The sequence below is a fragment of the Mycoplasmopsis gallinacea genome, assembly GCF_012220205.1.
GTDB lineage: Bacteria > Bacillota_I > Bacilli_A > Mycoplasmatales > Metamycoplasmataceae > Mycoplasmopsis > Mycoplasmopsis gallinacea_A.
The window spans coordinates 613,372-637,896 of sequence record NZ_CP047225.1 but is presented as its reverse complement, the minus strand read 5'-3'; the positions used below and the strand labels follow the sequence as shown (position 1 = coordinate 637,896).

Below are 24,525 nucleotides of genomic sequence, written 5' to 3'. Positions count from 1 at the left end.
TTAAAAATACCATTGTGTTATTACAATGGTATTTTTGAATATTATTTGTCGCCTATTAGAGATAAAACTTGCTCTTTAGTTAGATCGATATACTTTCCTTCTAAGATATTTAAATTGCTTAAATCCATATTTCCAATTGCGCTTCTATGAAGTTTAATAACTTCATAACCAATTGCTTTGAACATTCTTTTAACTTGGTGGTATTTACCTTCAGAAATGGTAAGGCTAACTAAATTATCATTAATTTTGATTGCTTTGCACTCCTTAGTAAATTCACCATTGCCAATATCAAGACCTTTTTCTAAGGTTAATAAATCCTCTGGATTTACACTTTTATCTAAAGTGGCTAAATAAGTTTTATCTACGTGCTTTTTACCTGAAAAAAGCACGTGGTTTAGCTTGCCATCATTAGATAAAATGATTATTCCAGTAGTATCTTTATCTAATCTTCCAAAGGTATTTAAATCCTTAATATTTCGATCTTTTGCTTCTAAAAGATCGAAGATAATTGCTCCTTCATCTCTATTTCAAGAGCAAATATATCCAGAAGGTTTATTAAGTACAAAGTAGACAAATTCTTGATAGATAAGTTTTTGACCTTCATAAAAAACTTGATCTTTTTCTAAATCAATTATTAAGTTACTTTGAGTGATAATTGCATTATTTACAATTATTTTCTTTTTGCTAATTAGCTTTTTAGATTCAGCTCTTGAAAGATTTAAACAACTTGAAACAAGTTTATCAATTCTAATTTTATTCATCTATTTTTTATAAAGAATTAAATTAGGGTTCTCACGATAAAAACGTCCTTCTTTAGCTTCTTTTTCTCCATTTAAAATTGTTGCATCTGCTGAGAATGAATTATTTAATTTGAAAATGCTTTGACCTACTCCATAAAAATCAACTGGAACTTTTAATGATTCAAAAAGCTTGATTTTTTCAGGGTTAAATCCACTAGAAACTACAATTTTATAATTTGTAGCACCAGCTTCATCAAGCGCTTTTCTAAGTCTAAATACTTGCTCTGGATTAACTCCGTAATGTTTTTCTTCATCATTATCAAACATATGATCAACCATATTTTTTGAAGTATCTATTCTAATTCCTCACACCTTATCACCAAGTTCTTTTCACACTTTTAATGATTCAGCAATGACATCATTATGATAATCAACTAAAGCAATTAATTTGTGATTAGGAAAATGCTTTGCAAAAGATTTAGTAGCTTTAACTACATCACCACCAAAACCTTGAATTAATACATGGGGCATGCTTCCAAAAATTGATTCATCATCAGAAAGGTTGGTTCAAGCTTTTTGCGCTTGAGTTGAAACTGTTTTAAGCCCACCAATTGCAACTGCTTTTCCATCATTTTCTTGGTTAATATAATGATCAGCACGATCACCCATAAAGATGATTTCCTTACCATTAGCAGCTTTTTTACAATGATATGCATTAGTTGCAATTGAGGTATTTCTAGCTAAAATACCATCAATCATTCCTTCTCAGATTCCAAAATCTTGATAGTGTCCTTCAAGTTCTAAAACAATATCTAAATTATTAATAATGGTTCCATCTTTTAAGTATCTAATAGTGTATTTGCTTGTATCAGTGACTTCTTCAAGTAAATTTAAAACTTCTTCCATACCTGCAAGCATAGAATCATCTTTTCTTTGGAAAAATTGAAGCTTAATTACATTATTTGGCATTTCATTTTCTAAAATTGCTTTAGTTTTTTCAAAATAACTAGCTATATATTTAGTTTTTTCATGTTTCATAATCATTCCTTTGAATTTTGGACATTTATTTGTAAAATAAATTATAACATTTTTTACGTTTTAACTCTCTTTATAGATGTCAGGAACATCAAAAAAAGCAAAGATCAAATCAAAAGTGCTTTGATTTAATCTTTGCTATCCTAAATTGGTTTGTAAAAATACTAAAGTTAAAATTAAAATAAAGCAAATAAGTCCTAACAGTCCAATTATTATAATTTTATAACCATTGAGTTTAAAGAAATATTCTCTTTTTCTTTTTAAATAAGCATTACGGTTAGCTTCTAAGTTAGAGTTAGCAATTTTATGGTTTTCAAGTTCTTTAATTAATTTTGTTAGTTCACTAGAAATTTCAAATCTTTGCTTGCTTGTTAAATAGCTAAATAAGCTTTTTTTATTAACACGCGCAAGGTATTCTTTAACATCATTAATAAAAAGCTTGCGATAAATTCCATAATCAATAATTTGGTCTTGAGCTTTTTTCATATTTATCTAAAAAACCGACTTAAAAAGTCAGTTTTTGTTTTTTAATTATTATCAAGCACTACCACTTGCACATTAATTGGTTTTTGATCAATTAAAAATGAGCAAGCTTTTTCAACTGAACTAACAACTTCTTTAAGGACATCAAATGAATCTATTCCTTCATTTTTAGTGTTAATTTTAATGCTTAAATAAATTTGTAAATTTGATTTTGAATCATCAAAACTTAGTCGTGGTTCACCAATTAAACGCACATATTTAATTTGTTTAATTGCAATGTTAATCGCGTCAAAAAGAGCTGATTCTTCTACGACATAAGTTAAAATTTTATTATTTGAAATAGTAATTGAATTCATTATTTATTGTTTTTCCCTACGTATTTTCCAGTTTCTGTTGATACTAAAATCACATCACCTTCTTTAATAAACATAGGAGTTTCAAGTTCAAAACCAGTTTCTACAATAACTTTTTTCTGAGGGTTAGTTGTTGTGTTTCCTTTAACAGCATCTGGTGCATTTGTAACTACTAAATCTACGTTAGCTGGAAGTTCAATATCTAAAACTTCTTCTTGGTATTTACGGATTTGTACTTCTCTTCCATCTTTTAAAAAGTTAAGTTCTCATTCAACATTTTTAACAGGAATTTCAACTTGTTCATATGTTTCATTATCCATTAAAACAATGTTTTCTCCATCGTTGTAAAGATAGTTCATTTTTCTTTTATCAATGTGAGCTGGTTTTACTTTATCTCCACCTGTATATGATTTAATAGTTGTTGAACCTGTACGTAAGTTTTTTACTTTAGCTTTAACGTTAGCTTGTCCACGCCCTTGTTTTGAGTGTTGTGCTTCTAAAACAACAAAAATGTCATCACCATCTTGGAAAGTAATTCCTGGTTTAAATTCGTTTACGTTAATCATTTTGTACCTCGTTTTTATAATTGCTTTGGTATATATAAATTTAGTTTAATTATACAAAATCTTTGGTTAGGTTAAAACTTTTTAAGTATAATATTTTAATAAAATGAACTATAATAATGAAAGGTTATATATTACTTATGAGTAAAATAACAAAATATGTTAATGGTAAAGCAATTTATGATAAAGAGCTTGCTTTAGAATACGTACAAACAATCAAGAATTTCTTAAAATATAGAGCTAAAAAAGCTAATGCTAAAGGTTTTGTAGTCGGAATTAGTTCAGGGATTGATTCTTCACTTGTGTATGCAATTGCTTCAAGTGTATTCCCTAAAAACACAACTGGTGTTGTAATGCCTATTATCGAGATGACCAAAAGCGATTTAGAGCACATTAACGATTTAGAGACAGCTTTTAATGCTTCTTTTGAAAAAGTTAATTTAACTGATACTTTTGAATCTCTTAAGGGGGCAATTAGCAATCTTGATAATAAATTAGCCATTGCTAATATTAAACCAAGACTTAGAATGACTACTCTTTATGCTATTGCACAACAAAAAAATGCCCTTGTTTTAGGGACTGATAATGAAGATGAAACCTTTATTGGTTACTTTACTAAATTTGGAGATGGAGGTGCTGATTTACTTCCGATTTCAAGATTAACAAAAGGGGAAGTTAAATTTATTGCTTCACTTTTAGGAGTTCCAAGTTCAATTGTAAATAAAAAACCTTCAGCCGGTTTATGAGAAGGTCAAACCGATGAAGATGAATTAGGTTTTACTTATCAAGATCTTGATTTTTACTTAAATCACCTTGATGATTTAAGTGCAATTGACAAAAACCTTTCAAAGCAAACAATTACAAAAATACAAAATGCACACATTAAATCACAACACAAACGTGATCCAATTTACAAACCAAGAAAAGTGAAATAAAATAATAACAAAATAAGGAGAAATAATTATGGCAGGACACTCACACGCAGCCAATATCGCACACCGTAAAGGGGCTCAAGATGCAGCAAGGGGAAAAATTTTCCAAAAGCTTTCAAAAGAAATTTTCGTAGCAGCTAAACTTGGACCTGATCCTGAAATGAACCCAGCTTTAAAATTGGCTATTTCAAAAGCTAAATCAAAAAACATGCCTAAAGATAACATTGAAAGAGCTATTGCTAAAGCAAAAGGAGATAAAGGAGATGCTTATTTAGAAACTGTATTTAACGCAACTGTTTCTGGTGGAGCCACTTTTATCGTAGTTACTCTTAGTGATAACTTAAACAGAGTTAAAGCGAACATTCAAGCTCTTTTTAACAAACAAAATGCTACTTTAGGTAAAACAGGACAAATTCCTTTTGCATTTGATAAAAAAGGAATTATTGAAATTGATAAAAATATTGTTGATGAAGATGGAATTATGCTTATTGCACTTGAAAATGGTGCTGATAACATCGAAACAACTGATAATTCATACGTAATTACTTGTTTACCAGAGAATTTTTCAGAGCTTAAAAATGCTATTGAATCTAACTTTGACATCGAAAACTTCATTCAATGTGAAGTAACATATATTCCAAATATGTATGTGGATTATGACGCTGAAAAAGAAGCTAAATTATTAGAATTTGTTAAGAAAATTGAAGATGATGAAGATGTGCAAAACGTATACCACAACATCAACATTCAATTTGCTAGTGAAGAATCAGAAGAATAGGAAAGTTTAATGACTTTTTTAAAAGACTTTTATGAATTTTTACTAGATAGCAATTTAAACGAGGCTGGAGCAAAGGTTTTAATTGTCTTTATTGTTTTATTAATTCTCCTTTGCATCCCAGTGTTTATCACACTTATTTTTTCACATCAAAAAAATAAAATCACAGGAAAAAGCAAAATGTATTTATATGCTTTTTCATCTGGATTTTTCTTAGTAATGGCACTTTTTGGATTCATGCGTGAATCGCTTGAAGTATCAACTACTTATGGAGCCACTTGACTTGCCACCAAAAACTTAAATGATATTAAATCATATCAATACTTACTGAATTTTGGAGTAGTTTTTGGAGGGTTTATCGTTGGTCTTTTATTTGCTTTTACTGTCAAAAATGTAATTGCTTATAAAATCAACAAAAAGTTGCTTGCAAACTCAAAAATGAAAGCTTTTGTGCATGATCATTCACATGATGAACACCATTCTCATGATCACCCAGAGTTTCTTTTTAATGATAGTGACCAAATTGATATTGTTGATAAAGTAAGTGCTAAATTAAAAATTGTTGCTCTAATTTTACTTTTAACTCATAGAATTCCAGAAGGTATTTTACTTGGATATAACCTTTCGCTTTTAATTGAGGGTAAAAATACTAGTTTAACTTTAACTTACTTTTTATCATTAATTTTCCACTTAATTCCAGAAGAGATTGTCTTTTACTACCGCCTTAGAGAATCAGGGTATTCAACTTGAAAATCACTTCTATTATCATTTTTAGGATTATCTTTATTTTTACCATTTATGATGCTTGGTATTTTCATAGGTGGATATTTAAACCACGCTTGATACTTAAAGGCAATGTTCCTTTCAGCAATTGCCGGTGTGTTTGTTTTTACATCAATTGTTGAATTTGTGCCTGAATTTTATCACAACAAAATTGACAAAAAAAGTTTATCAAGATCGGTTTTACTTGTATTTTTAGGAATAATCACTTCTGCATTAATTTTAATTTTCCATGTCCATGGGCAATAAAGTACAACTGCGGTTGTATTTTTTTATTTGCCTGACCATTATAGAGCTGCTCCTAAATGGCTCAGAAAATTTCTGCAACTAGGTTAACAATTCACCTTCTATATAGAGAATTTAATATATTGATTATTAATTAATAGATAATACTTTAAAGTTGTTATTCTTTATTTATTCACCTACTCTTATTGCGACATCCAAGGCGACATTTGAGGCGACATCCAAGGCGACATCCAAGGCGACATCCAAGGCGACATCCAAGGCGACATCCAAGGCGACATTTGAGGCGACATTTGAGGCGACATTTGAGGCGACATTTGAGGCGACATTTGAGGCGACATTTGAGGCGACATTTGAGGCGACATCCAAGGCGACATTTGAGGCGACATCCAAGGCGACATTTGAGGCGACATTTGAGGCGACATCCAAGGCGACATTTGAGGCGACATTTGAGAAAGATTTTAGCATGTCTTAGAACCTTAAAACGAATTTCGCATTATTATATATAATTAATTTATGAATAAAAACATTTCCTTAAATTATCAAATTCGTATCAATTTACTTAAAAAGCTTAAAGAAGCTATTTTTGCTAACCAAAATGAAATTTTGCAAGCTTTAAAAGAAGATATGAATAAAAGTCATTATGAATCAACCTTAACTGAAATTATTCCTACTATCACTGAAATTAACTTCTTTTTATCTCAAAAACAAAGCAGAATTAAGTTTAAAAAAATAGGTGGAATTTTCTCTAAATATGGATATATCTACAATCCAAAAGGAAATGTTTTAATTATGAATTCTTGAAATTATCCATTTCAACTTTTATTTATTCCTCTTATTGGTTCAATTATTGCAGGGAATTACAATACTTTAAAATTCCACCCTTATTTAAATAAATTAAATAAGGTAATGGAGAAGATTATTTTACAAATAGACTCAGAAAATAGATATATAAAAATTGATAAGTTTTTAACAATCGAACAAACTCTTCAAGAGTTTACTTTTGATTTTGTCTTTTTCACTGGCAGCTATACAACTTCACAAATTATCCTAAAAAACATTGATATAAATAAAACTGACTACTGCTTTGAACTTGGTGGTAAATCTCCATTTATTGTTACTAAAGATGCTAATATTAAAAAAGCGGCCAAAATGTTTATTTATGCAAAGATGATGAATTTTGGACAAACCTGTGTAGCACCTGATTATATTTTTATTGATAAAGCTATTTCAAACCTGTTTATGCAAAAGCTAGATAAATTACTCCAAAAAATACTTGAAAAAGATCCAAAACTAAATGAGCTTGTTAACTTAATTCCACTTAATAAGGCAGGACTTTTAGAGCACTCCTTAGGTGCTACAAAACTTAATGATAAAAAAGTTATGCCTAAGTTTTTTAAAGAAAATAATTTAGATTCAGTAGCTTACAAGGAAGAAATTTTTGCTCCAGTTGCTCCAATTTTTGAATATGAACATATCAGTGAATTTGAGCAAGTTTACAAGCTAAATCCCAATCCGCTTAGCATGTATATTTTTAGTAATAGCAAAAAAGATCAAAACTTCTTCACTTCATTTATAGCTGGAAATTATATGATCAACAACACAATGGGAATTCTAGAAGATAATAAATTATCATTTGGTGGAATTAAACAAAGTGGAAAAGGAAGGTATCGTGGATTTGCTTCCCTAGAATTATTTAGCCATAAAAGTTCATATACTCAAATAAGGTTTGATTTACTTTTTAAATTAAAAAATTTACCTTATACAGCTAAAAAAGAAAAAATTCTAAATTTATATTTAAAAATGCTTAAGTTTTTTAAATTTTAAAAGGAGGAAAAATGCATCAAAATGATTTAACTTATGATCAATTTGTTATAAGGACAAAGAACGTATTAAAAGATGATTTGCTCACTTTTATCACTAGAAATAAGGCAAATAAAGAACAAAGAAGCTTGTATAATAAAGCGCTTATGCAATTTATCTTATATATTTTATTTTTTGTAATTGTTACTGGATTTTTAATTGTCTTTTTTTGATCTTCATTTACTAATACAGATTTATTTATTATTACGAGAGTTCTAATCGTTATAGGAATTGTAATGAACCTTCTAATGCTATATCATCAAATAAAAAGGTATTTAAAAGCTAGGACTAAGTACATAAAATTTATCATTGATAATTCAACTCCAGAGAATTTATACAATAAACTTTTTGAATTTTTAGTTCCAAATTTAAAGTTACTTGCTAAAAATGAAAAAGCAGATCAGTTATATCAAAATAACGAAGAAGATCCGAATAACAAAGAACTCAGAAGAAGAATTAACTTTTACAAATCTGAAAATTTTAACAAGTATTATTTAGCACAAAATGAAGCTAAAATGGCTTTAGAAATTAATGGATATCCTGTTTATATTTGACACAATACTTGGGTTAAACATGATTCACATAACAAAACTAAAGATACTATAGAAGGTGCTCATTTAGAAATTATTACTAAGCAAAATCATAAGTTTCTTGATGAAAAATTCTACATTGAATTTTTTAGCAAAAAGCTTTTTGCTCATAAAAATAAGCTTGAATTACAAGATCTTTCGCTTAATAAACTTTTTAGCATTTATAGTAACGATAAAGAAAAAGCTTCATCATTATTTGATGATAAAGCTATTGAAGCAATTATTTTCTTAATTAAAAATGGAGTGTTTCACACTTTTAAAAACCCATTTGCTATCTTTGAAAATCATCAAAGATTCGCAATTAATTTTGAAATGAAAATTCCTTACTTTGGCGCCATTAGACCTACTTGATCTTTAAAAAATGAGAAGCTTTTAGAAATATCAATTAAGTCAATGTTGTACAACTGCTACAGCATTTATTCGCTAATTTCAATAATGAATAAAACAAACTATTTTAGGTAAAACCAAAATATAAAAAGTATAATATATGTTATATATGGCAAAGGAGTATTTATAATGGCAAATTTATTCGATCAAAGAAATCCAGAACCTCAAGAAACAGAATTTAACCCAGCTGCTGATAATAGAGCAAAAGGCCCAAAATATGGTACAGCAGTAAAAGTTATTTGATATTTATCATTTTTACTTATTTTCCCCCTTATTTTTCACCTTGTAAAAAGAAACAGCTTCTTTAAAATGCAAAATGCAATTAACGAAGCCTCTTCAGGAATTGATGTGCAACTTGCAAAAAGAGCTGATACATTAACAAAACTTGTTGACCAAGTAAGAAGCTACAAAGTGCACGAAGCTTCAGTTTTTGAAGATGTTGCTAAATACCGTAATTTAGTTAATGCAGGTAATGGTGTAGCACATGCTGAAGAAATCCAAAAAATGAATGATTCTATTTTTGGGCGTTTAATGGCTGTTTATGAAAACTACCCAGAACTTAAAGCTGATAAGTTATACAAAGAATTAATGGATCAAACAACATACATTGAAAGAGAACTTGCTGCTGCTAGAAGACTTTACAACGGAAAAGTTAACAACTTCAACACAGAAATCTTTATGATTCCTTCTTCTATTGTTGCTTCAACAATGGGACTTGTAACAGCTCCTTTATATAGAGCAAGCTCAAAACAAAGAGAAGATGTTTCAATGGCAAATCTTTAAAAATTAATAATATGGTTTAAATTAAGTCGTGTTTTTTACTAAATTATCAATTAATTATTAATATTTAATGAAGGTAACGATGAACAAAAATAAAAAGATTTTAATTGTATCTGCAGCAACTGGAGCTGCTGGTGTAATTGGATTAACAACTGGTTTATTTTTTGGTCTTCGAAAAAAACAAGCTCCTGAAAATAAATCAGAAAATAATCCATTTGAAAATTTAAGCATTTCTTTTGATTACCCTAATAAAGAAAATACTTTAACAAGCCAAGCACTTGTAGAAAAAGTAATGGCAACAATTTCTAATAACACCCTTGGAGCTAAATTAGCTTATTTAGGAATTAGTGATATTGCCGATGACTTTATCACTCTTAGCTACCAAGTTGCAATTGGCAAGGAAATTTCTAAGAAGCTCACTGCTGAAATTAATGGATTTTTAAACCCAAATTATGTAGAGAACTTGCGCTTAAAAATTGCAAATGCTACTGTTAATTTTGATTACATCAACAAAGAAACTACTGAACTAGATCAAGCTAGCACTAGCGCAATTGTGTATCAAACAAATGAACCTCAATTAGTTGTTAAAGATATCGCAATTCAAAACAAAGATTTTCAAAACAACACTTTAATCATCACTTATTCACTCACTGTAAATGACCCCGGATTTGCAAATGAGTTATTAGTTGAAAATAAAATAGCTACAATTAGTGGTTTTGATAGTGCTAACTTTGTATCTGATCAAGATAAAGAAAATGAAAAAAGTCGCTTAAATAATTTAGTTGTAAATGCAAGCATTATTAATAGCAAAATAATACCAAGTCAAATTGACATAGATAATTATCAAAATTATCTAACTCTTAATTTAAATGATTCTAGCGCAATGATTCAAGTTCAAAACATTTTAGGATACGATAATTATTTAGGCTTAATTAAGCTTGAATATATTTTAGTTTCTACAGATCCTAAATATAGTGATATTCATTCAGAAATTAAAACAATAATAGTTGGAAATAATGAAAATCACTTTAAAACTGAACAAGAAAGAATAAATGAGCTTATTATTAATTTAACAAGGAATGTTTCTTTAATTAAAACTAAAGAAAGTGTTAATAAAAACCAAACTAAAGCTAGCAGTATTGCCTTAAATGATTTAATTATTAATGAGTCATTTTTACAAAATCAACTTGCTGTGATTTGAAATTTAAAAATAATTAAAGCAAATGATGAAAACGGAACACTTGAATTAAGTTACAAAATCAAATCGACTCAAAATAACTTAGATACTATTACAAATAAAAACTTAGAAGTTATTTCTGAAAATTCAAACACACTTACTTTAAGCAACTTTTTAACCAATGAAAAAGAAGCTTTAAATAATGAATTTCATGTCGCCATTTCTGCTTCAAGTACCTTACTTGCTAATAAGGCAAGTTTGGTAAATGATGTTAATAATTTAACTTGATCAATTACAAGTGCAAGCAATAATTGAAGCATTATCCCTGAAAGTAAAAATATTGTAAATAAAGATGATGTTAATGGACATTTAACCCTATCTTACAGTGTTAAAAACAATTTAACTAATCAAAATATTGTTAATTTAACTTACGTAATTGAAGGTTTTTTAACTGAGCAAGAAAGATTGAATAATCTCTTAAATTCACTTTCAAACGATCAACTTTTAAATATAAAAAACTCTTCACTTAATAAACTTCCCTCTGAAATTACAAATAGTGATTTCGAGCCAATTAACTCAAGCTCGCTTAAATATAATGTTAAAGTTGAAAACATTGAACAAATTGATGATAATAACGGATTAGTCGCAGTTAAAGTTTATCTTTATTCAACTGAAGCTAATTTAACACAAATTCATTCATCAAACTTTAAAATCATTCAGTTTAATAATTTAAGCTCAATTGAAGTAAGAGAAACTCAAAGACTTGAAGCAATTAAAAATAAACTTGTTTTAGATTATGCAAATAAAGGAAATATTATTCCAATTTCACAAAACATAAACCCTAATAAAATTTCATTCAAAACAAGTGATAATTTAAATCTACTAGATCTAAAAGTTCAAGTTATTCCTAATAGCATCCATATTTATGACTTTAATGATGTGCTAGGAAAAATTAAAGTTTCTTACATCTTAAAATCACTAAATTACAATAACATTTCAATTAGAATTAATGAAAGTATTTCTGATAGCTTATTTAACACAATTAGTGGCTTTAAAACTGAATTACAAAGAATTAATCAGATTAATAATTTAGGTTTTTTATACACAGATTCAAGTAATATTTTACCTTCAGAAGCTAATTTAACGTTAGTTTCGCTTAATCAAGATTTCGGAGTAAAGTTAGCTGGTGTTCAAGCAACTAATATTGATGATCAAAACGGAATTTTAAGTTTTAAATATAAGCTTAGATCATCAAAATATCCAGACATTGTTGAGCAAAACTTTAGAAATGCTTCTTTAAGTTTCCAAACATTATCACAAAGAAAAGAAATTGAAAAAGCTCGGTTAAATTCTTTAATTGCCAATTTAAATGTAGCTAAAACATTTGTTGTTCAAAATCAAAACAAATCAAAAGAAAACACTAAAGCTTCAATGATTATTAAAGAAGATCTTTTAGGACATATTGATGCAAATGAATTTGCAAATATAAAAATTTTAAGAGCCCAAAATGCAAATGATGAAAACGGAACTGTTGAAATTGTTTATCAATTAGTTTCAACTAAAGATAACCTCACTGATGTAGAAAGTAATTCAAATACGTTTGTTTTATCAGGTTTTTTAGTTAATACCGAAAGCGATAATAAAGAAGAAAAAGCAAGGATTGACAGTCTTGATTTAACAATTGATTATCAAAACAAAGATACTGTTTTTGCTTCTGAAAGTGAGCAAAATAACTATTTTATAGTATCAAATAACTCTCAAGTAGCTTTAATTAATGTAAATGTAATTCAGGTTAATGATGTACTTGGATGAGCTAAAATTCATTACAACCTTAGATCAACTAAAGCTTCATTTACAAATAGCAACATTGTAAGTGATACTAAAGAATTCATAATTTACAATTTTAAAAACGGATTAACTCCTGATGAAATTAAAATGAGTGATAAAAATGAGGTAAATGCTCTAAATCCAACTTATGAATATTCAAATAAAGCAAACATAAGTGCTGATAGCGCAATTGCAAGTCAAATTCATTTTGCTCCTTTACCTAATAATTCAGTAATTACAGATTTAAAAATTACATCTTTTGATAATATCGAAAGAAGCATTCACTTTGAATACAGAGTCGCAAAACACAGTTATAAAAGTCAGTTAGTTGCTTCAGAGCTTAAAAGAGGAATTATCACCGGATTTGCTCCTAAAGAATTAACAAGCGAGCAAGAAGCAATTAAAAATCAGTTAGATACTTCTTTTGTGCCAAATTTTAAAGCTGATTTAGCAAATAATCCAAATATTAGAGTATATGCAATGAGTCTAAATAAAGAAAATGCTAAATACTATTTAGATTTAAATGCACCTAATGGAATTACTTTAGAAGTCAAAGACGTTTTAGTTGATAAAGATAATCTTAACCAAGCTAAAGTTACAATGAGAGTGGCTAAAGGAAATATAAGTTTTGATTACCAAAGAGTGTTTATTTCTAAAAATGATATTAAGTCAGTGGTAAATAAAATTAATTACTCAAATTTAGATCAACTTTTTGATATTAATTATTCACTTTTAAAAAGCTTGCCTAACGCTAAAATGCTAGAAAATGAAAAAATTAGAAATTTAATTTTTGCCCCTAAATTAGATAAAATTAGTGGATTTTTTGATTATGAATTAGACCTAAATTCCCTTACTAATGAAATTACACAAGTTAATAAATCAGTTCCAATAAACCAAAATGATGTTAGAGCAATTCAAGAAATGCCTACATATGTAATTAAGCTTAAAGCTAATGTGAAAATTAAATTTAATAACCAAGAAATTAAGGTTTTAAAAAATCTTTCACCAACAAAACAAAGCAACCAAAGAGATTGGCAAAACAAAGAAAACATTAGCACTTACTTTGGAAAAGCAGCTTACAACATAACTTACAAACCATCTGCTTATTACCAAAATCAACCTATTTTTAATGATCCTTCTTCAAGTAGGTTACTAGATTATTTCAAAGCTCAAGCTGAGGATATTGCAAGTAATAATTCTGAATACCAAGGAATTGATTTTGATAAAATTCAGGCAAATGATCCTAAAAAACACAAGTTATTTAAAGAGATAATTCTTCGCAATTTTGATTTTAATTTTGATGGATGAACTTTTGAAGGGTTTTATGACTTAGTTCCTGAAAAAGATGGTAATAAATTTTACATCTTTACAGATATTAATGATCCTTTAAAAGGAACAACTTCACTTAGATTTATTTTAAAACTAAAAAAAGATAATCAAGAAATTATGTTCCCGTTCCACTGAGATTCAAATCAAATTCCAACTAGTGCAAACGAGCTTCTTTTATATAACATTATTGAAAATAATAGAATTAGTGAGCTATTTAAACTCACAGAAGTTAAATCAGAAAAAACTCATTCTGATTATCTTGCTTCAGAAGCTTGAAATATCTTTGAATCAGTTTATACACTACCAAGTTTTGGTGAATTTGCAATTCACCTAGTTCCTGAAAATGAAAGAGATAGTAAAACTAGAGAATATGATAACTTGCTTGGTAAAAGTTACTTACAATTTGGACTATACAAAAACGGAGTGTTCCAAAAATGTCATAAAACAGTAGTTTATACTCTTGAAGGTTCAAGATTATTAAATAGAGATGATTTTAATCCAACGCACAAAGAATGATTTGATCAAAGCGACTTTTTAGGTCAAGATTATGAAACTCCTTCTAGTGAGATAATAAGTAAAATCAACCAAATTAATAGCACGGATTTTGAATACAACCTAACTAGAGATAGCAAAAGGTTAATTGATCCAAAGTTAATTACTGATCAAAAAGCATTTGATAAGCTTAATTATCTACTTAAATTTAAATCTCCAAGTTCAATTAACAACGTAGATCCAAACAATATAATCGTGCATCCTTCAATTTCAAATCCAAATGATAACGAAACTAGCGTAGATATTGAAACTGATCTTAAAAATGATTACTTTATTTATTATTTTGATGTACAAAGCAATTATTCAGCTAGTGAAAAAGGAACTTTAAGCTTTAAATTAGGATTTATTAATAAAGCAAATCCAAAAATTAGATACGCTACTCCTAATCGAATTTACTTAAAAAATCTTGTCAATGATTATGCTCTTTATGTTTACAGAGAAGCAATTATCAATACCATAACCTTCGATAATTTAAGCATTAACGAAACATTAAAAAGCAACCTGATAAGAGATGAATTTATTAATAAAGTTAAAAATAGCTCGCTTGATCAAAACTTTGTAAGTGTGCAAAATTTAAGCTACAATTCTAAAAATCTTGTCGAAATTTTTGGTAATACTGGAAGCTTTAAATTTGTTAATCCAATTAAAGTAAACTCACTTCCTAATTCAGTACTTGTGCAACTTGCTTACTCTCCGAGTTCATTTACAAATAAAAATGACACAATTAAAACTGATGCTTGATTTGAAATAAGCAATTTTAGAGATGCTACAAATACAAATTCTAACCCAAATTATGCAGAGATTTTAAACCAAATAAGTGCACAATACGGAATGAAAAAGGTATTTTTAACCAATAATAAAACCTTGCGGAGAAGAAGAATTGAACTTAATTATAAAGATGTATTTTTTAACTTAGATAAACAAAATAATATCGTTACTTGAACTTTTAAAAAGCAATATTATCAAAAGCTTTTAGAAAGACAAAACCAAGAAAAAGCTAAAATTAACTTCCATTTTAATACAAACATCGCTTATTTAGATAGTAATGCATTTAGCAGGGTATTTAAAAATGATAAAGGAATTAATGTTTCTTTAGATTGAAACGAGCTTAAAAGCAAAAAAATTACCCAAATAAATGGAACAACTGAAACAGTTAATAACAAAGTAATTAATTACAAATTAACCTTTAATTTAACTGATGAAGGAATCGACTTTAGGTACGAAATTATAGGCAATAATGACTACAAAATAGTCGGAAATAATGTTTTAGAAACCTTGCAAGCTAACTCAAATGCTCCTTTTGATAATTCTAAAGCAGTTTACTTTAATTTATCTTACGGAGCTACAGTTACAATTGATTATTTAAATAATATTAACCAAGAAGTTTTTAAAGAAGATAAAACCAATTGATTTGATTATAAAAATATGAGCTTCACTAACGAAAATGTGCCTTTAATTATTTACAATAAAGATTACAACAAAGGTGCAATGTTTGAGTATGATCCAAACCAAAATTTACCTTACAAATTCCACGAAGGGTATAAATTAGATATTGAATATATGCACTATCACTATGAAGATTCTAGAGTTAAAGATCTTTATAATCGAGCTTCCTTAATTTATTTAACAGGTGCTCAAGGAACTGGACTTTTTGTAGGTAAAGCTAACTCAGATACCAGTGATGGTAAAATGTTTGCAATCACCAATAACCACGTTATTAATAACGATTCAACTGTGCAAGATCCTACACAAAATACTCGAATACCTCAAGTTGATCTAGGAATTGCAACTAACAAATATAAAAATAGCGTTGATAATGGATATGATCCAAAAGATCAACTTTATTCAGTGCCTGTCAAAATATTCCCATTTTGAACAGGTAGAAATCAAATTAGTGAAGATAAAAGCGATAACAATAAATACGTGGATATTACTTTCTATTTAGTGGACATAAATCAAATTATTGATAAGCTAATTGAAAAAGGCCGCTTCCAAACTGCGCTTTGATATAAGAAATTGCTTAGCTTACCAAATTTAAATTTCAATAATTACAACAAAGATAATCTTTGATATTCATCTCAAAAAATCAAAGAAATGTCTAATTGAGAAACTTATCCAGAATATTACACAGGAAGATTATTTGCAGGTTATCCAGATAAAAAATTAAGTGGTTATATTGTTAATCGAAACACAATTCATGATAACCGTGAAATTTTCGGATTAAAAAATGATCGAACCAAAAACTTTACCCCTGTTTTTGTTCGTGGTGGTCAAAGCGGAACCGGAGTTATTGATGGAAATGGAACATACATTTCAACAATTAACTCAGCTGTTGGTTGATTCTCACTAACTTCTTGATTTGGATATTCAAGCATTTATAGCAATGGTAAAACTCAAGAATTTAATTACTTTGGAATTCCAAATCCAAATCAAGATATTCTATCAATTCCAAATATTAATTCAGCTGCTTCAAACGTAATGAAACTTAATGCTTGAGATCCTTCAATTGGCATTCCTTTCTGAATAGTTAATCCAAAAGAATTTAACAAAAAATAAATAAAAATTACTGTCAATATTTGACGGTAATTTTTATTTATAAATTCTTATTTTTTCTCTTTTTTTCTCTTAAAAAAGCTTATAGTGTGTTTTTCATGAGTTAAGTTTTTTGCTCACTCAATTTTGTAATATACAGTCTCGAAAACAGCTAATTTCACAAGGTCTGATAAGAAGAAAACTAAGTAAAAGTAAACCACATTAAGTTCTCATTTTCCAGGTCCTTTTCCGACAATAACAAATGCTAAAAGACCTAGTCAAACAAGTTGTAAAAAACTTGTAATAAATTCAACAAATGATAAAAGGTTATTTCTTCCTCCAGCTGAAATTAATCTTCCACTTGTGACAAATCAAGCTCAAATTGGACTAAATGAAAGCATGATTATAAGTGTTCCTATTAAATAATTATTATAAGCAACTTTAACTTCGTTAATAATAGCTTCACTAGCACCTGGATGGGATAATTTTCAGTTGTCAATTGCTGATTTATTAAAAATGCTTACATAAGGTAAAACAAATAAAAAGGCACCAAAAAATAGAGCTAAACCAAATTGTAAAACAAAATGAAACCCTTTTAAATGGTTACCATTATCGATAGCAACATCAAATTCACTACGTCCTAAATGGTACCCTACATATTTTGCAACATTAGCACTAAATGAACTGAAACTTGCTGTGAATACACCAGTGAAAGTTGCTGTAATTGCAAGAACAGAAACATTCATTATATCTTGAATATTTGATGTATCTGCATTATTGTAAAATGCTTGTCTAACTGTGTTAAATGCCACTGCGCTTGATGAGAGTAAGATTGATGGAAAACGCTTCATAAATTGCATAAAAATAACTGATGAGACATGAAACAATTGTCAAGGAAATACATTCAATTCTCTACGGTTAAATCATAAATAAAGGAAGTTTCCAATTACCGCCGATACTCTTGCAATAACACTAGCTAAAGCAGCTCCTACAACACCCATATTTAATCCATACATAAAGATAGAATTAAAAACAATATTTGTAAGTAATGTTGTTATAGTAGAATATAGTGATTGTTTACCAAGTCCAATCTCACGTAACAAGTTACCAGAGGTGAATGTTCAAGCAAGAAGAATTCAAGCAATAGTAATGTATTTAAGATAATCTTTTGCAAGCCTTACATTTTCTTCATAGCTTTTTGCAGATAGTGGATTTTTCTTACCAGCAACTAATTCAATCATCTGTGTTGGTGCTGCAAATGCAAAGATAACAAACACTGCAACAACAATTATGCTAAGTATGATTCTTAACCTAATTACTTGCCTTGCTTTTTCAATTTCATTAGCCCCCAAATATTGACCTATAAGCGCTGAACCTATGAAACCAATTCCGGTGTAGATAGCCAAAATGATCGAGGTATAAAAGTTTCCATAACTAAGAGCTTGTGCACCACCATTAACGGTAAGAACCATAAAGTTATCTACGAAGTTATTTAATGAAAAACATAACCCTGATAAAACGACTGGCATTGCAAATTTAAAATATTGTCATCACTTCGTTTTTGAATCAGGGAAATGAACTTTAAAAAATGTTCTAATTTGATTCATTTGATTAACACCTTCAATTTATTTCTTTTGTTTAAAATCATCTGTTTTTTAAGCCATCATACAAAAAATGGATTTTTCTGTATGGAAACATTTTTACAAATCGAGGATTTTAATATTATCGTCTTTACATAGCTCAAAAATCAAATATATTTGACTTTTGTATCTATATTATAGCATTAAAAGTATTATTGATATAGTCATTTTTGCATTTTGTATAAAATATTCTGCAAATGCTTTTAAAATAAAATGTAATATTTCCATAAAATATTTTTAATTAAATATTTTTTTATTTTGAAAAATAAAATTTTTATGTTTTTTTATCTCTATTTTTCCTAATTATTCTACTACATAGATGTAAAAAAAGTCAAAATGTAGCATATTAACATAAAAAATATTTTTATTCAATTTATTTTTAAAGGAGTGAAAACTTTTATATCTATAATATAGATAAATAGAACGTTTTTTCAAATATTTGCAAAATTGAAAAAAATTTTGTTCTATTTATAATTATTATGTTACTTGTAAATAGAAAAAAACTTTTCTTTAAAAAAGTAAATGATAAATAAACTAGTTTGGGGAAGTTAGTTTGTTTATTAATTGGGGATTAATCAAGTAACCTAAAGGTGAATTCTAATTCTCTTTAGTAAATATTAATATTAGTAAAATTTTCATTATGAAAACCTTCGTTAAATAAAAAATATAATTGATAAATATTTTAGGATAATTTTTTTAAACACTGGACGTTCCAGTGTTTTCTTATATCTTTTTTCACCATACTTAGTTCATACAAATGAGAATCTTTTTCAAGATTAATTATTCTAACGAAATAAATAATCATTAAAACAGTTTCTTTAAAACTATTAAAACCTTTAAAAGTTCAAAAATATTAAAAAGTTATAATTTGACTAATTTAAAAGGAATTATTTTAACTTTTTACTTTTTAAAATTAATATTAAAACTTGTCATATTTATGATTTTTATTATCTTTAAGAATAAAATTTACCATAAATTAATTTATAATTAATTTATGTTTAACGAATTAAAAACATTAAATAATGAAGAAAAACAGCCCTTATTAGATTACTTATATCAGAATGATCCAGTAAAAAACATGTTCATTATCTTTGATATTCAGACTTTTGGTTTAAATGAAGAAGGCTTCGCAACATATGTAACTAAAAATGGTAATAAATTCGAAAACGTTTTTTATGTTTACCATAACAATTTAGTTATTTTTCACAAAAATAACAACATTGATCCAGAGTCATTTTTTCAAATTTTAGAAAAATACCAGATAAAGAACATAATAACAGCTTCTAGTGATGTTCAGTTTTTCACAAACATCATTCACAAATTCAAAAGAGGAACAAAACTTTTTCAAGAAAACATTGCTTCATTAGATGTAGATTATTTCTATGACAAGATTAGTTTAGAGGATAATCCAGCAAGAATTTTCGCCAAAGAGGATATACCTTCAATTATTGAATCCAGAAAACAGATTAAAGAATTTGAAGGTTTTGCAAGTCAAAACTTAGATAAAAACTTCTTAGAAGGAGCTTTTGATAAAGATGCTTACTGAGGATTTGTTATTGAGAAAGATAATAAAATAGCTTCACATGCTTCAATTAGTGCCTACACAGATAAGACTGTAATGATAGGTGGAGTATTTACCTTATCAGAATATAGAAATCAAAAGTTAGCTACCAAATGTTTGGTAAAACTTTGTGACTATATTATTAAACAAAGAGGCAAAATACCAGTACTATTTTATGAAAACCCAATTGCTGGTGAAGTTTATCAAAAACTTGGTTTTAAAGTAAATGGTACGCTTACAGTAATTCACATTGAAAGAGGAGAAAAGTAATTATGAATAATAATATTAAAAATACAATAATTTCAGAATTAGAAGAAAATAGACCATTAAACTATATTACTTCAAATATTTCAATTGATATATCTCAAGTTACAATTAAAGAATTTATTAAAGAAATGCCATCTCTTAAAGATTTAGCTAAATCATATGCTTCACAAAAAACTATTTTAGGTATTGTTGATCGTTTAATTGATTCTAGTGTTGTCAATGACCCTAAATATTCGAACTACAGAGAACTTTTAATAATTAACCGCGTAAATATCGCAGTAAATTTAATTATTAATTACTTCCAAGAATTTGTAAGTAAAATTGATGATAAAGAACTTAATAATAAAAAAGATGAAAATGCTTTAATTTACCTTAAAAAATTAAGCAATAAAATTAATGATTATTCTCAAAAGTTAAATAATAACAAAGACTTAAATGTAAAATCATTAATGTCAAAAATGAACTTTTACCTTTTATTTGTCTTTAAATTAAGTTTTTCAACTGTATATAAAGTATTTAAAGAAAGTGTATTATAATGAGAAAAGTATATTTTAAAGATCAGTTATACCATCTTCCAGATGGTGCTCAAATTAATGATCAAGTTAATTTAGAATTAGTTCAAAGTGGAACTTTTGAAAATGTAAAGTTAGATAGTTTTGATGGACTTACAGTACTTGCCACTTATCCATCAGTAGATACAAGAGTTTGTGATTTACAAATCATTAGACTTGCTTCAATGTCTCTTGAAAGACAAAACGTTCGTTTTATTGGTGTATCAATGGATCTTCCAAGTGCAATTGATGTTTATAACAACAATCACCCAATTGAGAAAATGAAGCTTTATTCAGATTATAAAACTCGAAAATTAGCTGAGTTTTTAGGGGTATTAATAAATGAATACCAATTATGTGCTCGTTCAATTTTTGTGCTTGATAAAGATAATAAAATCATCTACAAACAAGTTAACGAAAACACTCATGAGCAAGTAGGTTTTGATTCTCTTGAAAAATTCCTTGATAGTGCTATTTAAACTAAATAAACCTATTTTTAATGCATTTTAAAAGCTTAATTAGAAAAACTGATACAAAAATAGTGTCAGTTTTTCTTTGTCCCTTTTAGTCCTAATATTTGCAAATAAAAGGTACAGAAAAACTACATCAAGTTTCCTTGATGTAGCGTAATTTGGATTATTATTTTAATTTTGCAAAGTATGATACTGTTCTAACAAGTTGTGAAACGTATGACATTTCGTTGTCGTATCATGAGAATAATTTGTATAAGTTTTTTCCGTTTTCTGATTTTAATACAGAAGTTAAAGCTGGGTCAAAAATTGATCCGTATGATGAACCAATGATGTCTGATGAAACGATTGGAGCTGTTTCATATTTCATTGTTTCGTTAGCTGCTTTAGCAAATGCAGCGTTAAGTTCTTCAACTGTAGGTTGTTTTGATAATGTAACTGTTAAGTCAACGATTGATCCTGTAATTGTAGGAACACGAACTGCTGAACCATCTAAAACACCTGCTGCTTCAGGAATAACTAATCCGATAGCTTTAGCAGCACCTGTTGATGTAGGAACCATGTTTTGTGCAGCTGCTCTAGCTCTTCTTAAATCACGGTGAGGAGCATCTTGTAATCTTTGGTCTCCTGTGTATGAGTGGATTGTTGTCATAAATCCTGATTCAAGTCCGAAGTTGTCAACTAATACTTTAACAACTGGAGCTAAACAGTTTGTTGTACATGAAGCGCCTGAAATAACTTTGTCATCTGCGTTTAATGTTTCGTGGTTTACGTTGTAAACGATTGTTTTAACATCGCTTCCAGCTGGAGCTGAAACAACAACTTTTTTAGCACCTGCTTCTAAGTGTAATGAAGCAAGATCTTTTTTAACAAAGAAACCTGTTGATTCAATAACAAGATCGATGTCTAATTGACCTCATGGTAAGTTTTTTGGGTCTCTTTCTGCAAATACTTTAATTTCTTTTCCATCAACAACGATTGAGTTTTCTGTAGCAGAAACTTCAGCAGCTAAAGGTCCAAAAGCTGTATCGTATTTTAATAAGTGTGCTAATGTTTTAGCGTCTGTTAAGTCGTTAACTGCAACAACTTCTAAATCTGAGTTTTTTGTTTCTAAAAGACGACGGAATACTAATCTACCGATTCTTCCGAAACCGTTAATAGCGATTTTTTTCATATTTAAGCCTTTCTTATTTTTAAATATTTTTAAACAAACTTAATAACTTTCTATACAAAATATTATTCTAATTTGTTATCTATATTATAAACATTTTAAATGATAAATGCATAAAATGTTAAATTTTAATGTGGTATTGCTACCATTTAAAGTTTGACTCTTTTTTTCGATTCGAATTGGTAATCTTGAGCATATAATTTTCCATCACTAAATTCCAAAATCGGAGCATTTTTAATTAACTTTTTACTTGCATAATATACCTTTAAACGTTTTCCGTTGACAAATAAATAAGCTCCTGGATTTGATGAAAAAGCTCGAATTTTATTGAAAGCTTCTTCAGTAGTTAATGTTGGATCTAAAAGTGCGTCTTCTTTAAGAAGTTTTGGACTTAAAACCACCTGACTTTCATCTTGAACTTCAGCAGTAAAATTACCTTTTTCAAAATCTTTTAATCAGCTCACAATATTTTCGGTACCTAAAATAGAAAGTTTTTCAAAAAGTGAATCACTTGTGTCAGTATCTTCAATATCAATTGCTTTTTTAAAAAGAATATCACCAGCATCCATTTTGTTTACCATATAAATAATGGTAATTCCGGTTTGCTTATCACCATTTAAAAGTGAGTATTGAATCGGAGCTGCTCCGCGATATTTAGGTAATAGTGACCCATGCACATTTAAGGCTGCTTTTTTAGCTAATTTTAAAACTTTATCAGGCACAAATTGACCAAAAGCGCAGCTAAGAAAAACATCAAAATCAAGTTTTGCAAGTTCATCATAAATTTCTGAAATTTTATTAGGTTGAAAGACTTTTAAGTTGTATTTTTCAGCTAATAATTTAACTGGAGTTGGTTCTAATTTATACCCACGATTAGCAGGTTTATCTGGTTGTGAAACAACTGCAACAACTTCAAAATTTTTAATAACTTCTTCAAAAATCGGAACCGAAAAAGATGGAGTTCCAGCAAGTAATATTTTCATTAATCCTCCAAGTCAGATCCAATTCAAAAACTATCTTTAGTGATTTTTTGCACTAATTGAACGAAAATAGACATATTTTCTTCAATGTGGTTTTTGTTTCTTGAATCATTTTCATACTGCTTAATAGTTGATTTTTTAAGGTGCTCTAAATTAGATGTTCCACCTATAAAAGTAATTTTTTCATTTTGATGACGCATTCTTTGAATTAAAACTTTCAAAATAACATTTTCTAAAAATCAAGAATTGATTTTTTGCGCTCCAAAACCATCAAGGACTAAAACTTCAACTTCAGACATTTTTTTGATAAGAAAATCTGGACTATATGAATTATTTTTAGTATCACTTTTAAATCCAGAAATAATAAAGTTATATAAATCAGAGATGTTAATGTAGGAAGTTTGGAAATTTGCATAAGCAAAATCATTAGCAATTTCTTTTAAATATTGCTCTCTTTTGCTATAAAAATTACCATATAAATAAAGTCCTTTTTGTCTAAATCTATGTCTAATTTTCTTATTTGTTTGTAAGAAACGTTTGAAAGTAATTTGGTAGCTATATAAAGAAAAATCAACGCTTGCTTCAAGTTCATCACCACTTTCAGAAAGTTTTTTTTCACTAAAAAGATCGGTAGTGTCAATTTCTGAAACAAATGAAAGCTCTAAGTTATTATCAATTAAAAATTTTTTAGCAACCTGATTATCTAAAAACTTATTATAAAAAGTAATTTTTCCTTGTTCATCACGCTTTACTTCAAGCATTGAAATGAGTTTGCTTTTATCCATTTGGCTTTCAACAGCAATTTTGGCAAATTCAGCAAAACTATTTCAAAGCTCATCATCTGTAATATTTAAAGAAGCAATGCGAGAAATAATGGCATTGCTTCTTTTAAGAATCATTAACTGTTTATTTTTAAAAACTTCATATTCTTGTTGATTCATAAT

General features: G+C 28.0%; 20 protein-coding genes. 10 read left to right on the top strand and 10 right to left on the bottom strand.

Annotated features, from left to right (window positions below; translation table 4 throughout):
• Positions 1-41: 41 nt before the first annotated feature.
• The 5 genes from GOQ20_RS02630 to efp form a co-directional block, all read right to left on the bottom strand.
• Positions 42-761: a pseudouridine synthase gene (locus tag GOQ20_RS02630; protein WP_167845287.1), complete on the bottom strand. Its 720-nt coding sequence runs from the start codon at positions 759-761 to the stop codon at positions 42-44.
• On the bottom strand, positions 762-1,778 hold the full coding sequence (locus GOQ20_RS02625) for a nicotinate phosphoribosyltransferase (RefSeq protein ID WP_167845286.1): 1,017 nt from the start codon (positions 1,776-1,778) through the stop codon (positions 762-764).
• Between the two features lie 135 nt (positions 1,779-1,913).
• Positions 1,914-2,261 carry a hypothetical protein gene (locus GOQ20_RS02620; RefSeq protein WP_167845285.1) on the bottom strand — a complete coding sequence of 116 codons (348 nt, stop codon included), beginning with the start codon at positions 2,259-2,261 and terminating at the stop codon, positions 1,914-1,916.
• Positions 2,262-2,302: 41 nt separating this feature from the next.
• On the bottom strand, positions 2,303-2,614 hold the full coding sequence (locus tag GOQ20_RS02615; RefSeq protein WP_167845284.1) for an MMB_0454 family protein: 312 nt from the start codon (positions 2,612-2,614) through the stop codon (positions 2,303-2,305).
• Positions 2,614-3,177 (bottom strand): elongation factor P, encoded by a 564-nt coding sequence (gene efp, locus GOQ20_RS02610; protein WP_129620572.1) that lies wholly within the window; start codon positions 3,175-3,177, stop codon positions 2,614-2,616. Before efp ends, GOQ20_RS02615 begins: the two co-directional genes overlap by 1 nt.
• A gap of 137 nt (positions 3,178-3,314) precedes the next feature.
• Here efp and nadE point away from each other — a divergent pair, with 137 nt between their 5' ends.
• Genes nadE through GOQ20_RS02595 form a run of 3 tightly spaced genes read left to right on the top strand, consistent with a single transcriptional unit; the run spans position 3,315 to position 5,910 of the window.
• Positions 3,315-4,109, top strand: a complete 795-nt coding sequence (gene nadE, locus GOQ20_RS02605) for an NAD(+) synthase (RefSeq protein ID WP_167845283.1) — start codon at positions 3,315-3,317, stop codon at positions 4,107-4,109.
• Between the two features lie 28 nt (positions 4,110-4,137).
• A complete protein-coding gene (locus GOQ20_RS02600) occupies positions 4,138-4,884 on the top strand; it encodes a YebC/PmpR family DNA-binding transcriptional regulator (RefSeq protein WP_167845282.1) in 747 nt (248 codons plus the stop codon).
• 9 nt (positions 4,885-4,893) lie between these two features.
• Complete coding sequence (locus tag GOQ20_RS02595; RefSeq protein WP_167845281.1) at positions 4,894-5,910, top strand: ZIP family metal transporter; 1,017 nt, start codon at positions 4,894-4,896, stop codon at positions 5,908-5,910.
• Positions 5,911-6,075: 165 nt separating this feature from the next.
• Here GOQ20_RS02595 and GOQ20_RS02590 read toward each other — a convergent pair whose 3' ends face one another.
• Positions 6,076-6,372: a hypothetical protein gene (locus GOQ20_RS02590; protein WP_167844891.1), complete on the bottom strand. Its 297-nt coding sequence runs from the start codon at positions 6,370-6,372 to the stop codon at positions 6,076-6,078.
• 48 nt (positions 6,373-6,420) lie between these two features.
• On the opposite strand from GOQ20_RS02590, the gene GOQ20_RS02585 reads away from it, so the two are divergent.
• The 4 genes from GOQ20_RS02585 (at position 6,421) to GOQ20_RS02570 (ending at position 16,965) form a co-directional block, all read left to right on the top strand.
• On the top strand, positions 6,421-7,731 hold the full coding sequence (locus GOQ20_RS02585; protein WP_167845280.1) for an aldehyde dehydrogenase family protein: 1,311 nt from the start codon (positions 6,421-6,423) through the stop codon (positions 7,729-7,731).
• An 11-nt stretch (positions 7,732-7,742) separates the two neighbouring features.
• Complete coding sequence (locus GOQ20_RS02580) at positions 7,743-8,819, top strand: DUF3784 domain-containing protein (RefSeq protein WP_167845279.1); 1,077 nt, start codon at positions 7,743-7,745, stop codon at positions 8,817-8,819.
• 54 nt (positions 8,820-8,873) lie between these two features.
• Complete coding sequence (locus GOQ20_RS02575; RefSeq protein ID WP_167845278.1) at positions 8,874-9,527, top strand: LemA family protein; 654 nt, start codon at positions 8,874-8,876, stop codon at positions 9,525-9,527.
• Positions 9,528-9,606: 79 nt separating this feature from the next.
• The gene (locus GOQ20_RS02570) at positions 9,607-16,965 is read left to right on the top strand and encodes an MGA_1079 family surface serine endopeptidase (protein WP_167845277.1); all 7,359 of its coding nucleotides are present in this window, start codon (positions 9,607-9,609) and stop codon (positions 16,963-16,965) included.
• Between the two features lie 47 nt (positions 16,966-17,012).
• Here the strand turns inward: GOQ20_RS02570 and GOQ20_RS02565 are convergent, their stop codons facing one another.
• Positions 17,013-18,548 (bottom strand): MATE family efflux transporter, encoded by a 1,536-nt coding sequence (locus tag GOQ20_RS02565; protein ID WP_167845276.1) that lies wholly within the window; start codon positions 18,546-18,548, stop codon positions 17,013-17,015.
• Between the two features lie 1,027 nt (positions 18,549-19,575).
• Between GOQ20_RS02565 and GOQ20_RS02560 the strand changes: the two genes are divergently transcribed.
• Genes GOQ20_RS02560 through GOQ20_RS02550 form a run of 3 tightly spaced genes read left to right on the top strand, consistent with a single transcriptional unit; the run spans position 19,576 to position 21,439 of the window.
• Positions 19,576-20,412: a GNAT family N-acetyltransferase gene (locus GOQ20_RS02560; protein WP_167845275.1), complete on the top strand. Its 837-nt coding sequence runs from the start codon at positions 19,576-19,578 to the stop codon at positions 20,410-20,412.
• Between the two features lie 2 nt (positions 20,413-20,414).
• Positions 20,415-20,945 carry a hypothetical protein gene (locus GOQ20_RS02555; protein WP_167845274.1) on the top strand — a complete coding sequence of 177 codons (531 nt, stop codon included), beginning with the start codon at positions 20,415-20,417 and terminating at the stop codon, positions 20,943-20,945.
• A complete protein-coding gene (locus GOQ20_RS02550) occupies positions 20,945-21,439 on the top strand; it encodes a redoxin domain-containing protein (RefSeq protein ID WP_167845273.1) in 495 nt (164 codons plus the stop codon). The genes GOQ20_RS02555 and GOQ20_RS02550 overlap by 1 nt, the downstream gene beginning before the upstream one ends.
• Positions 21,440-21,599: 160 nt before the next feature.
• Here the strand turns inward: GOQ20_RS02550 and gap are convergent, their stop codons facing one another.
• From gap to GOQ20_RS02535, 3 genes are all read right to left on the bottom strand, one after another.
• Entirely contained in the window at positions 21,600-22,604 is a 1,005-nt protein-coding gene (gene gap, locus GOQ20_RS02545; RefSeq protein WP_129620559.1) for a type I glyceraldehyde-3-phosphate dehydrogenase, read from the bottom strand.
• Between the two features lie 146 nt (positions 22,605-22,750).
• A complete protein-coding gene (gene fmt / locus GOQ20_RS02540) occupies positions 22,751-23,584 on the bottom strand; it encodes a methionyl-tRNA formyltransferase (RefSeq protein WP_167845272.1) in 834 nt (277 codons plus the stop codon).
• Complete coding sequence (locus tag GOQ20_RS02535; RefSeq protein ID WP_167845271.1) at positions 23,584-24,522, bottom strand: hypothetical protein; 939 nt, start codon at positions 24,520-24,522, stop codon at positions 23,584-23,586. The genes fmt and GOQ20_RS02535 overlap by 1 nt, the downstream gene beginning before the upstream one ends.
• Positions 24,523-24,525: the final 3 nt, after the last annotated feature.